Here is a 12,966-nt window from a genome sequence, read left to right on the forward strand (position 1 = left end):
AAGCCTCGGACCAGCATCGACGAGACTGATTTTCCAGCCGGGTCGACCGATGACCGCGTCCTCGCGCCGCCTGAAGTCGTGCCGGTAGTCGGCTGTGTCGAGCCGTTCACCGCGGGCGTGTTCGAGGACAAGTGCATCGGGATCAAGCATCTGAGATGTCCGGCTTCGCCGCGCGGAGCGTGCTTCCGGGGATCACGGCCGGCCGCTCTCCACGAGAGATCGACGCACTCGCCGGGAGGCGCGACTCGTACCAAGCCCTCAAGGTCAGACGGGCGGCGTCAGATCGCTCTCGCTGATGGTGTACGTCAGCGGAGGGTAGATGAAGTCCGTTTCATTGTTCTCACGGCGCCGTAGTCGGTAAAACTCGTGCCTCTGCTCATCGTCGGCCGACATGAGGCGTGCACCCTGCGGGAGGTATACATGTCCGTCGCGAAAACGAACGAAGGTCTTTGACGTTCGAAACGTTACACCCAACCATTGATTGTCCGTCGTCCGGACGGGCGTATCCAATACGATTTTGTGCCTGAGTTGCCGATTCGTGTCGACAGAAAACGCAACGATACTGTTGTGGGCGAGGGGGATCTCAAACTTCCCGCCACCGGACCCCTTTGATTCGAAGATCAACTTCCTCGGCGGGCTCGCCTCGGGACGTTGGTAGCAGGAGAACACGGCGATAAAAGACTCATTGGCCAGATCGAGGGCTTGGTCGGAATGGCTGCCCATGGTTGTATAAGCGTTCGTGTAGCTCTCGATGAGAGCATTATTGAAGCCGATCGAAAGCGCCGCACGTTCTTGAATCTGTTGCGCCAGCCGTTCGTGCACCCCCTGGAAACGCTGCGTCGGGCTGCTGTACCGAGTGGTAGTACGTACGAGAGGCACGTCACCCGCCTCGTCGATCCTGGTAAGCGCGGCGCCTCGTCGGCCTTTTCCTACGTCTTCAAAACGAGCCGATGCGGACAGCTCCGCAAAGGGATTCTCCTCGATGGGCAAAGTGCACGTGAGGATCTCATCCGAGATCCTAGACTCGGGGGGCAGTGTAGTCTCCCGTGTTCATGCTGAAGAGAAATTCGTCGCCGTAATCAATGAAGGACGAGGTCCTGTTCTCCTCGGCGTACAGCCTGCGCAGCTCGTTCATGCCGGCCGGTGTGGGCGGCCCCAGCTCCACCAAACCTCCGGCCTCTTTGAGGAACGTGCGGCCGTTCTTGTGAACGGCTTCGGCACTCGAACAGCGCACCACGTATCCCAGGCGGGTCGGGAGCAATTGGGCGTCCAATGTCGAGGGTCGGATTTCGTGCGTATACAGGCGGTTGGTGGACAATGGCATGAAGAATACGGAGCCGGGGTAGAGAGTCAGCGTGAATTGCGGGGGGAGCGCGACCCCGTTGCGTTCTTCGGTCGGCTCCTTGAGGCGAAAGTGGAGTTTGGTCAGCCCGCCGGCACCCTTCACGCCATAATCGAAGACGTCTTCGGCCAGGGGCTGCAGCTTGTCGAGCCGGTCATAGAAGGTGCAGAAGGCCATGATGCCATTGACGGGCATATCCTTGGTCTTGTCGGCATGGGCCGAGATCTTTGCCTTGGATTGCTTGCGTTCGTCCGTGGCAAGGGTGTTGTGGTAGATCTGAGCGAGGACGTGATTCAGCGGTGCCTGGTTCCGGAAGACGGCGGCGGCTTCGCGGTTCAGAGCCTCGACTATGCGCGTGTCGGTCGGGCGAAAACTCTCGGTCGGCCCCGAGAGATTCGTGGAGCACCGGAGCAGGCGGAAATGTAGTTCGTCACCGTCTCGTGTGACGGGCGTCAGATAGATTCCGCTGCGATGAGCTGTTCCCGGCTTGGTGGACTCCGTCAGGGACTGGAACTCGTGCTCCGCGTGGATCCGCCCGAAGTGATCGGTGCCGAGTCCGAAAAAGCGGCGATAGTACACGCCGACGCCGTGTACGCGGATGGGAACCCGGCCGAGGTCGACGAGGATCCGAGGTTCGTCGAGGTCCTCGCGATAACCGTGTGACAGCTCCCGGATAACGAATACCCGGGCAGCCGCACGCAGTCGGCGGTCGCTGATCTCGGATATATCGCCACACAGGTAGACGGTCTTCTGCGCAAGGTTGGGTGAACCGGAAGCAAGCTCCTCCGGCGTGATTGTGGACCCGAAGAAGTCCCTGATCAAGTCACTATCTTGCAACACCGAAGGTGCAACCAAAATGTTGCTCGCATCCTCGATGCTGGCTTCTGTCGGATCTGTTGTGTTCATCAAACGGTACCGTCATTTCTACGTCGGAGTCGACGGCATCGAACTCGTCCCGATCAAACACCTACCCAGCACCAAACTACCCGCCGTCGACACGGCTTTCAACACCCAGCTCCAAGTTCCGCGCCCTCGTTGAACAAGCCGTCGCAACACTTCAAGGCCGGCGCATGCTCGGCCAAGAAGGCGGCCGCTACCGCGCGCTTCTATCATCCAGATGGGAAGAAACACTCAGGCCATTGCCGGAGTACTTTCCCTGAGGACTTATGAATCAGCCTCTCGAAGACTGCGTCACGGCTTCATCTTGGCCGCCTCCGGCGATTCCGCCTTCGATTTCCTCCAACCCCGAGCGGAACGACCTCAGGTCGGTTCGGATGCGAAGATCTCGAAAGCGTTGATCTCAATCACAATGAAGAGAGAGATCTCGCTCTTTCGCGTAGCATTTCTAGTCATCCCCGAATGAGTCACATATTTGGACAGTTTTTCGCAGTGAATTGAGTCCGACCGATCAGTGATCGGCGCTCGGGTGCTTTTCCCGGCAGCTTCTCAGCGTGACCATCGACGATGACGCCTCTTGGCATGGGTCGTTCATGGCGAACGGATCGTCTGCGACAGGCGGTACAGGAAGCGGATGAGCCGAGCGACGAGGAACACTGGTTGGGCGAACTGCGGGCGGACCGGACGAAGAAGCACGATTTGGCTCGCGGCGCCGAGAGGGATGAACTCGCCGAAGATGCAGCGGCGGTCGACTCCGAGTCGGCCGCCTCGGGCGTGTGCGGGAACGTCGACCCGGATCGGGTTACGCGGCGGGTGCGGTCCACGCGGCGGCGTCAGGACGCTCCGGATCTGCCTCGGCGTACGACTACCAGGCGGCTGCTCGGGACGCTTTGCACTTCTCGAACCCCCCGACCCACCGCGGGCAAGCGTGGACGGACAGCGGAGAGGCGCACGACCCGCGCGGTCTGAAGCAGCGGGCCGACAAGGACACCCGGCCCGTGCCGATCCCTCCGCAACTCGTTGCGATCCCGTCCGAGCACATCCGCGACTCGATCAACAAGCGCATCTCGGACGGCCTCGGTGAGGTCGCCTGACTGGCCAGCCCCCCGGACGCAGAGCCTCGGATAGCCTCCGGGGCTCTCGTCGTGTCCGGGCCCAGCCCTTGGCGCGGCCTTGGCGCGCGATTCGCAAGTACGGGGTGTGACCTGCGGAAACGCCATCAAGATCACCACACGTATAACGCACAACGGCCGGCCTACACCTGCATCCGGCCGCCCATGCCTGCACGGAAAGTGAGGACCGACATGAGGCCCCAAAACAAAAACAGCAGCTCACGAGTGATCGTGGCTGCTGAGACTGTTCACGCTGTGTGCCCCTGGCAGGATTCGAACCTGCGCACACGGCTCCGGAGGCCGTTGCTCTATCCCCTGAGCTACAGGGGCTCGGGTGACGTGAACATTACCAGCTCTGGGGAGTGGGTTGCGAAGGGGTTGATGGTGGGGGTGGGCGAGGGGTGGATCAGAGGTGTGGATGAGATGTGTCGATCGGGCCCCCCGGTCGGTGTGGGGGGCCTAACCTCACTGGCGTGGGCGGGATTGGTGGTGAGGCGGCGCGGGTGCTTGTCGTGGATGACGACGAGGTGATTCGGCAGCTGATCGCGGTCAATCTGCGGCTGGAGGGGTTCGTGGTGAGTACCGCGTGTGATGGTGAGGAGTGTTTGCGGCTCGTGCACGAGGTGCGGCCGGATTTGGTCACGCTCGATGTGGTGATGCCGCATCTGGATGGGATCGGGACCGCTGCTCGGTTGCGGGCGGATCCGCGGACCAGTGGGTTGAAGATATTGATGATCAGTGCCTGTGCTCAGGATGAGGACTTCTCCCGGGCGCGGGCGGTCGGCGTCGACGGGTATCTGACCAAGCCGTTTCATCCCGAGCAGCTCATTCGGCTCGTGCGTGCGTTGTCGCCGGAACCGTTGGCCGGGACCCCGGGCGAGGCGTTGATCGATCCCTCGCGCGAACTTCCGAGCGATCCCGTGTCTGATCCCTCGTCGGAAGGCTCACCCGAATGACCTACCCCGCCCGCCGGGTGGGTTGGTCGGTGGGTCGCCTACGCTTGTCTCCGTGACCCCCGCAGAGCTTTCGCAGTCAGTGTTGTCCGCGGTTCGTGCCGCCGTCGAGGCAGGCGAGCTCGCCGTTGCCGTGCCCGAGAGCACGACGGTGGAGCGACCCAAGAACCGCGAGCACGGGGACTACGCGACGAACATCGCGTTGCAGCTCGCGAAGCCGGCCAAGCGACCGCCGCGGGAGATCGCCGAGTTGCTGGCCGCGCGGATCGCGCGGACGCCCGGCGTGGCCAAGGTCGACATCGCCGGCCCCGGCTTCCTGAACATCACGTTCGACACGGCCACCCAGGGCGAGCTGGCCCGCACCGTCGTCGAGGCCGGCGCCGAGTACGGCAGCAACAACGCGTTCGACGGGCTCAAGATCAACCTGGAGTTCGTCTCGGCGAACCCGACCGGGCCGATCCACATCGGCGGCGTGCGCTGGGCCGCCGTTGGGGACTCGCTGGGGCGGATCCTGCGCGCGTCCGGCGCGGACGTGACCACCGAGTACTACATCAACGACGCCGGCGTGCAGATCGACAAGTTCGGCAAGTCGCTGATGGCGGCGGCGAACGGTCGGCCCGTCCCCGAGGACGGCTACGTCGGCGCGTACATCAACGACATCGCCGCCGACATCGTCGCCGAGCACCCCGACGTGTTGAGCCTGGCCGAGGCCGAGCAGGAGAAGGCCTTCCGGGCCACCGGGCTCAAGCTGATGGTCGCCGAGATCCAGCGCTCGATGGAGAACTTCGGCGCGCACTTCGACGTGTGGTTCTCCGAGACCACGCTGCACGAGTCCGGCGCGGTGGAGAAGGCGATCGAGCGGCTGCGCGAGCAGGGGCACGTCTACGACGACAACGGCGCGATCTGGCTGCGCACCACGGACTACGGGGACGACAAGGACCGGGTCCTGATCAAGTCCGACGGCGAGAAGACCTACTTCGCCTCCGACGCCGCGTATTACCTGAACAAGCGCGACCGCGGCAACGAGGTCGCCGTCTACATGCTCGGCGCCGACCACCACGGCTATGTCGGGCGGCTCAAGGCGATCGCGGCCTGTGCGGGCGACGACCCCGAGCGCAACATCGAGATCATTGTCGGCCAGTTCGTGAAGATGATGCGGGCCGGCGAAGAGGTCCGGATGTCCAAGCGCGCGGGCAATATCATCACCATCGACGACGTCGTCGAGTGGATCGGCGTCGACGCCGCGCGGTACTCGCTGGCGCGCTCGTCCACCGACTCCACCATCACGCTGGACATCGACATCCTCACGTCGCACAAGAACGAGAACCCGGTGTTCTACGTTCAGTACGCGCACGCGCGGATGTCCGCCGTCGAGCGCAAGGCGGCCGAACGCGGCATCGTCAAGGGCGAGTTCAAGCCCGAGCTGCTGTCCACCGAGTGGGAGTCCGACCTGCTCGGCATGCTCGGCGAGTTCCCGCGCGTGGTGGCCAAGGCCGGCGAGATGCGCGAGCCGCACCACGTCGCGCGTTACCTGGAGCAGTTGGCCGGCACGTACCACCGCTTCTACGACCACTGTCAGATCCTGCCCAAGGGCGAGGAAGAGGTCACCGACCTGACGCACGCCCGAATGTGGCTGGCCGAAGCCACGAAAACCGTGGTGGCCAACGGCCTCGCTCTTCTCGGGGTGTCCGCCCCCGAGCGCATGTGACGGATCGTCACAACGCAGGCGACAGGCCGAAGGCCGGGCACATGCCCGGCCTTCGGCCGTTCCAGGCCACGAGCCACCGGCCACGAGCCACCGGCCACGAGCCACGAGCCCCAGGCCACCAGCCCCCCGGCCCAGGCCACCAGCTGCGGCGCCCGGCCCCGGCCCGGCGCCCACCCCACCAGCCCCGCGCGCACCCCACCACACGCAACCCACCCCACACCGACGCCCTCACCCCATGGGGAGCACCACGACATGAGCCGCTCCGCCCACCCCGCCGGTCCCCGCCACGCGGACGTCCTGCCCGACGGCGCGCCGCCGATCGCGCCCGAGGACCTGACCCTGCTCGACCCGAAGATCTGGCCCGCGGGCGCCGAGCGCGGCGCCGACGGTGTGGTCACCATCGCCGGCTTGGACGTGCGCGAGCTCGCCCGCGAGTTCGGCACCCCCGCCTACATCCTCGACGAGGCGGACTTCCGGGCCCGCTGCCGCGCCTGGCGCGAGGCGTTCGAGGGCGCCGACGTGTTCTACGCGGGCAAGGCGTTCCTGTGCCGCGCGCTGGTGCGCTGGATCGCCGAGGAGGGCCTGAACCTGGACGTGTGTACCGCCGGCGAGCTGGCGGTCGCGCTGTCCGCGGGCATGGACCCGGCTCGGATCGCCTTCCACGGCAACAACAAGTCCGGCGCCGAGCTGGAGCGCGCGCTGGAGGTCGGCGTCGGCCGGATCGTGGTCGACTCGTTCGAGGAGATCAGCCGGCTGGCCTTCCTGGCCGACCGGCGCGGTGTCACGCAGAAGGTGCTGGTCCGGATCACCGTCGGGGTCGAGGCGCACACCCACGAGTTCATCGCCACCGCGCACGAGGACCAGAAGTTCGGCTTTTCGCTGGCCGACGGCCGGGCGGCCGAGGCGGTCCGCCGGATCCGCAAGCTCGAATCGCTCGAACTGGTCGGCCTGCACTCGCACATCGGCTCGCAGATCTTCGACACGGCCGGCTTCGAGGTCGCCGCGCGCCGGGTGGTCGGTCTGCTGGTGGCGGTCCGTGACGAGCACGGCGTCGAACTGCCCGAGATCGACCTCGGCGGCGGTCTCGGCATCGCCTACACCTCCGCCGACGACCCGCAGTCGCCCGCGGTGATCGCCGCCTCGCTGCTGGACATCGTGCGCCGCGAGTGCGCCGCCGCGGGCCTGGCCGCCCCCCGGCTGTCGGTCGAACCCGGCCGCGCGATCGCCGGACCCGGCACCTTCACGCTGTACGAGGTGGGCACGATCAAGCCGCTGGAGGGCCTGCGTACCTACGTCAGTGTCGACGGCGGCATGTCGGACAACATCCGTACCTCGCTCTACGACGCCGAATACAGCGTGACGCTCGTCTCACGCGCGAGCGACGCGGCGCCGATGCTCTCGCGCGTGGTGGGCCGGCACTGCGAGTCCGGCGACATCATCGTCAAGGACGCCTACCTGCCCGCCGATCTGGCCCCCGGCGACCTGCTCGCGGTGCCGGCCACCGGCGCCTACTGTCGCTCGATGGCGAGCAACTACAACCACGTGACCCGCCCGCCGGTGATCGCGGTCCACGACGGCACGGCACGCGTGATCGTGCGGCGCGAAACCGAAGAGGATCTGCTCCGCCTCGACATCGGCTGAATCGGCCCGCCGACAGCGAAAAACGAGAACAACGAGACAAGAACAATGGAACGATCGGGGGCCGCCGCGTGGCGGCCCCCGGGCTCGGGAGAAAATCCCGTTGCCCGCATGCGAGGCCGCAAGAATTGTCGTCTCGGATCCTGGACCGGCCCCGGTTCGGGTAATGATCCGAGCGACACTTGTCGGCACTGCCTGTCTCCGGAAATCCCCCGGACGGCAGACTCGGACAACCTTTGTCTTCGAGAAGTGAGGTCGGATGATGCGTACGCAGCCGCTGAAGGTGGCGCTGCTCGGTTGTGGTGTGGTCGGCTCCGAAGTGGCCCGCATCATGACTACGCACGCGACCGACCTCGCCGCCCGAATCGGGGCCCCGATCGAGCTCGCCGGCGTGGCCGTGCGCCGCGCCGGGCGCGAGCGCGCGGGCATCGACCCCGCGCTGATCACCACCGACGCGGTGGAACTGGTCAAACGCGACGACATCGACGTGGTGATCGAGGTGATCGGCGGCATCGAGCCCGCCCGCGGCCTGATCCTGTCCGCGATGGAGCACGGCGCCTCGGTGGTCTCCGCCAACAAGGCGCTGTTGGCCGAGGACGGCTCCACGCTGCATGCCGCCGCCGCGAAACACGGCGTCGACCTCTACTACGAGGCCGCCGTCGCCGGCGCGATCCCGCTGCTGCGTCCGCTGCGCGAGTCGCTCGCCGGGGACAAGGTGGAGCGGGTCCTGGGCATCGTCAACGGCACGACCAACTTCATCCTGGACCGGATGGACTCGACCGGTGCCGGCTTCGCCGAGGCGCTGGACGAGGCCACCGCGCTGGGTTACGCCGAGGCCGACCCCACGGCCGACATCGAGGGCTTCGACGCCGCCGCCAAGGCCGCGATCCTGGCCGGTCTGGCATTCCACACCCGGGTGACCGCCGCCGACGTGTACCGCGAGGGCATCACCGAGGTCAGCGCCGCCGACGTGGCCAGCGCCAAGGCGATGGACTGCGTGGTCAAGCTGCTGGCGATCTGCGAGCGCGGCGCCGACGGGCAGAGCGTCAGTGCCCGCGTGCACCCGGCGATGATCCCGCGGACACACCCGCTCGCGTCGGTGCGCGAGGCGTACAACGCGGTCTTCGTCGAGTCCGAGGCGGCCGGGCAGCTGATGTTCTACGGCCCCGGGGCGGGCGGCGCGCCGACCGCGAGCGCGGTGCTCGGCGACCTGGTCGCGGTCTGCCGCAACAAGCTCTCCGGCGCGACCGGGCCCGGCGAGTCGGCCTACGCCCAGCTGACCCCGCAGCCGGTGGGCATCGCCCGCACCCGCTACCACCTCAGCCTGGACGTGGCCGACCGGGCCGGCGTGCTGGCCCAGGTGGCCGCGGTGTTCGCCCAGCACGACGTGTCCATCGACACGGTGCGCCAGCAGGGTCGGGACGGGGATGCCACACTCGTGATCGTCACCCATACCGCCACCGACGCCGCGCTCGCGGCGACCGTCGCCGATCTGCGCGGTATGGACATCGTTCGTGACATCGCCGGCATCATGCGGGTCGAAGGGGAGTAGAGGGACCGTGAGCGCGCTCAAGGAAGGCGTCCGCACCACTCAGTGGCGCGGGGTCATCGAGGAATACCGCGACCGTCTGCCGGTCTCGGCGAACACACCCGTGGTCACCCTGCGTGAGGGTGGCACTCCGTTGGTCCCGGCCCAGGTGCTCTCCGAGCGCACGGGATGTGAGGTTCACCTCAAGGTCGAGGGCGCCAACCCGACCGGGTCCTTCAAGGACCGCGGCATGACGATGGCGATCTCCAAGGCCAAGGCGGAGGGCGCGCAGGCGGTCATCTGCGCGTCCACCGGCAACACCTCGGCCTCCGCCGCCGCATACGCGGTGCGTGCCGGGATGGTCTGCGCCGTGCTGGTGCCGCAGGGCAAGATCGCGCTGGGCAAGATGGGCCAGGCCCTCGTGCACGGCGCGCGCATCCTCCAGGTCGACGGCAACTTCGACGACTGCCTCACGCTCGCCCGCGATCTGGCCGAAAAGTATCCGGTCGCGCTGGTGAACTCGGTCAACCCGGTCCGCATCGAGGGCCAGAAGACGGCCGCCTTCGAGATCGTCGACATGCTCGGCGACGCGCCCGACATCCACGTGCTTCCGGTGGGCAACGCGGGCAACATCACCGCGTACTGGAAGGGCTACACCGAATACGCGGCCGACGGCCTGGCCGGCCGACGGCCGCGCATGTGGGGCTACCAGGCGGCCGGTTCGGCGCCGCTGGTCAACGGTGCGCCGGTGCTCTCGCCGCAGACGATCGCCACCGCGATCCGGATCGGCAACCCCGCCTCGTGGGACCTCGCGATCGCCGCGCGGGACGAATCGGGCGGCCACATCGAGTCGGTGACCGACCGTCAGATCCTGTCGGCGTACCGCCTGCTGGCCGCGCAGGAGGGGGTCTTCGTGGAGCCGGCGTCCGCCGCGAGTGTGGCCGGATTGCTCCAGGCGGCCGAACAGGGTCGAGTCGACCCCGGTCAGCGGATCGTCTGCACGGTCACCGGCAACGGTCTCAAGGACCCCGACTGGGCGGTGGCCGGCGCGCCCAAGCCGGTCGTCGTCCCGATCGACGCGTCCGCCGCCGCCGCACAGCTGGGCCTCGGCTGACCTCTACCACGCGTCGGCGGCTCGGACCACCGCTCCCAACACCCGTCGCAAAGCGATCCGCGCCGCCGACTCGAAATGCCGCGTCGCGGCGCCGATAGGGAAAGTCGGCCCGGGTCCGGGAAAACCGACCCCGCTCGGGAAGGTCGGCCCGCCGGGGAAAGCCGCCCCCGCGACCGGTGCGAAAAGCGGTCGGAACACGCCAGGGCGGTCGACGGTCACCCGTCGGCCGCCACCGGTCCTTTTCGATGCCATTTCCGGTACCAATCCCACGACGCGGTGGTTACGGTGTCCCGCGAGGGAACGCACCTTCGGTAGGCTGGTCACCGGACGCGACCTTGCACTCGTTCCGCGGCGCATGCCGCCCGAGTCTCGCGTCTGTTGCTGCCGTTCCGCAGCACCCGCGATGTCCCGAATGCGCCACTGGTTCGGTCCGTCCCGTGAAAGTGCCCGGAACTCCACGAGGAGGAGTGTCCACGCGTATGGCCGGCCCCGCATTCCGTGCCGCCCCCGTCCGGGTTCGCATCCCGGCCACGAGCGCCAACCTGGGTCCCGGGTTCGACGCGTTCGGACTCGCGCTCGGACTGTACGACGACGTCGCCGTCCGGGTCGCGGACGAGGGCTTGTCGATCGACATCGCAGGTGAGGGCGCCGACGACCTGTCCCGGGACGAGAACCACCTGGTCGTACGGGCGGCCTATGCCGCGTTCGAGGCGATGGGTGGCCGACCGCCCGGCCTGGACGTCGTGTGCGCCAATCGCATCCCGCACGGGCGTGGACTGGGCTCGTCCGCCGCCGCCATCTGCGCCGGCGTGATCGCGGCCAGGGCGCTGACCATAGGCGGCGCCGAGCGGCTCGACGACGAGGCCACCCTGGCCCTGGCGACCGAACTCGAAGGCCACCCGGACAACGTCGCGGCGTGTCTGCTCGGCGGCTTCACCATCGCCTGGACCGACGAGGACGGCCCCCGGGCGGTGCGATCGACCCCCGACCGGGGTATATCTCCTGTCGTGTTCGTACCTGCCACTCCGCTGTCCACCGAGGTCGCGCGCGGTCTACTGCCGGCCAAGGTGACCCATCGCGACGCCTCGGCGAACGCTGGGCGCGCCGGCCTGCTGGTCACCGCGCTGACCTCGCGTCCGGACCTGCTGTTCGCCGCGACCGAGGACCGGCTGCATCAGACCTACCGCGCGCCCGCGATGCCCGCGAGCGCCGAATTGATCGACAAGCTGCGCGCACAGGGGATGGCCGCGGTCGTCTCCGGCGCGGGGCCGACCGTGCTCGCCCTGGTCACGCGCGACCGCGTGGACGAGGCGATCAGCAGCGCCGGGCCCGATTGGGTGGTTCGGCAACTGGACGTGGACGGGGCCGGAGCAAGCGTCATGCCACTGGCGTGACCTGCGTACTTGCTGTTCGTTGGCAGTACGCCCGGTAGGCGGAGCCGGCCCGATGGCAGGCCCGGCGCGGTCGGCGACGGTGGAGGATCCGTTCACTCCACTGCACTACTGCAGGAAAAAGGGCTGCGCCGGGGGAGCGATGGGGTGGGGGAATGTCTCTTGGGTCCGGTAGTGTTAGCGTCATCACCGCACCAGATCCCCCGCCCGCATAGGGTTGGGCGCGTTCGGTGCTCTGTGGCCACGATCCTTTGGGAGTCTCCCCTCCTGCCTGTCCTTCGTGACGAACGTGGCTCCCCGATACAGACCGGCGGAACCACCGCGCCGCGTCGAGCTCATCCCGGGGACCCGAGGGCACTTCCCCTACAGGAATACGAGCCCCCACAGGCATACATGAGCCCGATCCTCGCAGTACTGGGCACATTTTCGACGATTCCCGCCATCCGGCGGACCACCGCACCGGACCGCACTGGAAGCGGGACGGACAGCACAACCGGTCGCCGAGCCCCCTCAAGGCCGACGCCCGCTCCAGGGAAGGACCCTTCGTGAGCGACACCACCGAACTCATGGACGCAACGCCGCAGGCCGCGTCCGCCTCGGGTGACGCGGTTGCCACCGCGGACGCCCCCGCTCCCGCCACGCGGCGCCGCCGCTCGACGGGCACCGGCCTCAACGGCATGGTGCTGGCGGAGCTGCAGCAGGTCGCCACCGGTCTGGGCATCAGCGGTACCGGCCGCATGCGCAAGAGCCAGCTGATCGAGGCCATCCAGGCCAAGCAGGGTGGTTCGGACGCCGCTCCCGCTGCCGCCACGAAGCCGGCCCGGGCGACCCGGGCCAAGGCCGCCACCGCCACCGCGGACAACGGCGCGGCACCCGCCGAGGCCGCCGCGGAGGCGCCCGCCGAGGCTCCGGTCGCGGAGGCGCCCACCCGGGCCCGCCGGACCGCCCGCACGCGGGTCGCGGTCGAGGCACCGCAGATCGAGATTCCGGTGCAGGCCGCCGCCGAGGCGCCCACCAACGGCCGCACCCGGCGCGAGCAGGGCGAGCCGGCGGCCGAGGCCGTGGAGGCCCCGACGCGCCGTCGTGGCGAGCGCGCCGAGCGCACCGAGCGCACCGGCGACGACCAGGGCGAGCAGCGCGAGGGCGGCGAGCGGGAAGGCCGTCGCGAGCGTCGCGAGCGCGGCCAGAACCGGCGCGACCGCGGCGAGCGCAACAACGAGCGCGGCGGCGAGCGCGCCGAGCGCGCCGAGCGCCCGGAGCGCGGCGAGCGGGCCGAGCGCGGC

Annotated in this window: 9 protein-coding genes and 1 tRNA gene; 7 read left to right on the top strand and 3 right to left on the bottom strand. The window is 68.0% G+C overall.

The features are described from left to right. Nucleotides 1-264: 264 nt before the first annotated feature. From ABZS54_RS29110 to ABZS54_RS29120, 3 genes are all read right to left on the bottom strand, one after another. Entirely contained in the window at nt 265-1,035 is a 771-nt protein-coding gene (locus ABZS54_RS29110) for a hypothetical protein (protein ID WP_355542452.1), read from the bottom strand. Further along, complete coding sequence (locus ABZS54_RS29115; RefSeq protein ID WP_355542435.1) at nt 1,019-2,248, bottom strand: hypothetical protein; 1,230 nt, start codon at nt 2,246-2,248, stop codon at nt 1,019-1,021. The genes ABZS54_RS29110 and ABZS54_RS29115 overlap by 17 nt, the downstream gene beginning before the upstream one ends. 1,361 nt (nt 2,249-3,609) lie before the next feature. Beyond that, nucleotides 3,610-3,681: transfer RNA gene (locus ABZS54_RS29120), tRNA-Arg, on the bottom strand. Nucleotides 3,682-3,833: 152 nt separating this feature from the next. Here ABZS54_RS29120 and ABZS54_RS29125 point away from each other — a divergent pair. From ABZS54_RS29125 to ABZS54_RS29155, 7 genes are all read left to right on the top strand, one after another. Next, nucleotides 3,834-4,307 (top strand): response regulator, encoded by a 474-nt coding sequence (locus ABZS54_RS29125; RefSeq protein WP_355542455.1) that lies wholly within the window; start codon nt 3,834-3,836, stop codon nt 4,305-4,307. Between the two features lie 52 nt (nt 4,308-4,359). Then, on the top strand, nt 4,360-6,012 hold the full coding sequence (gene argS, locus ABZS54_RS29130) for an arginine--tRNA ligase (protein ID WP_355542438.1): 1,653 nt from the start codon (nt 4,360-4,362) through the stop codon (nt 6,010-6,012). Nucleotides 6,013-6,264: 252 nt separating this feature from the next. Beyond that, nucleotides 6,265-7,653 carry a diaminopimelate decarboxylase gene (lysA, locus tag ABZS54_RS29135; protein ID WP_355542441.1) on the top strand — a complete coding sequence of 463 codons (1,389 nt, stop codon included), beginning with the start codon at nt 6,265-6,267 and terminating at the stop codon, nt 7,651-7,653. A gap of 259 nt (nt 7,654-7,912) precedes the next feature. Beyond that, nucleotides 7,913-9,202, top strand: a complete 1,290-nt coding sequence (locus ABZS54_RS29140; RefSeq protein ID WP_355542458.1) for a homoserine dehydrogenase — start codon at nt 7,913-7,915, stop codon at nt 9,200-9,202. A gap of 7 nt (nt 9,203-9,209) precedes the next feature. Further along, entirely contained in the window at nt 9,210-10,292 is a 1,083-nt protein-coding gene (gene thrC / locus ABZS54_RS29145; RefSeq protein ID WP_355542444.1) for a threonine synthase, read from the top strand. Between the two features lie 479 nt (nt 10,293-10,771). Beyond that, nucleotides 10,772-11,686, top strand: a complete 915-nt coding sequence (gene thrB, locus ABZS54_RS29150; protein ID WP_355542446.1) for a homoserine kinase — start codon at nt 10,772-10,774, stop codon at nt 11,684-11,686. 542 nt (nt 11,687-12,228) lie between these two features. Then, nucleotides 12,229-12,966 (top strand): Rho termination factor N-terminal domain-containing protein (locus ABZS54_RS29155; RefSeq protein WP_355542449.1); only part of this gene is annotated, 738 nt, incomplete at its 3' end.

This window comes from Embleya sp. NPDC005575, from assembly GCF_040605455.1.
GTDB lineage: Bacteria > Actinomycetota > Actinomycetes > Streptomycetales > Streptomycetaceae > Embleya.

What these genes read in the sequence shown, in the direction of transcription:
- ABZS54_RS29115 (WP_355542435.1), bottom strand. Translation starts at nt 2,248, where the DNA reads ATGAACACAACAGATCCGACAGAAGCCAGCATCGAGGATGCGAGCAAC.
- thrB (WP_355542446.1), top strand. Translation starts at nt 10,772, where the DNA reads ATGGCCGGCCCCGCATTCCGTGCCGCCCCCGTCCGGGTTCGCATCCCG.
- lysA (WP_355542441.1), top strand. Translation starts at nt 6,265, where the DNA reads ATGAGCCGCTCCGCCCACCCCGCCGGTCCCCGCCACGCGGACGTCCTG.
- ABZS54_RS29140 (WP_355542458.1), top strand. Translation starts at nt 7,913, where the DNA reads ATGCGTACGCAGCCGCTGAAGGTGGCGCTGCTCGGTTGTGGTGTGGTC.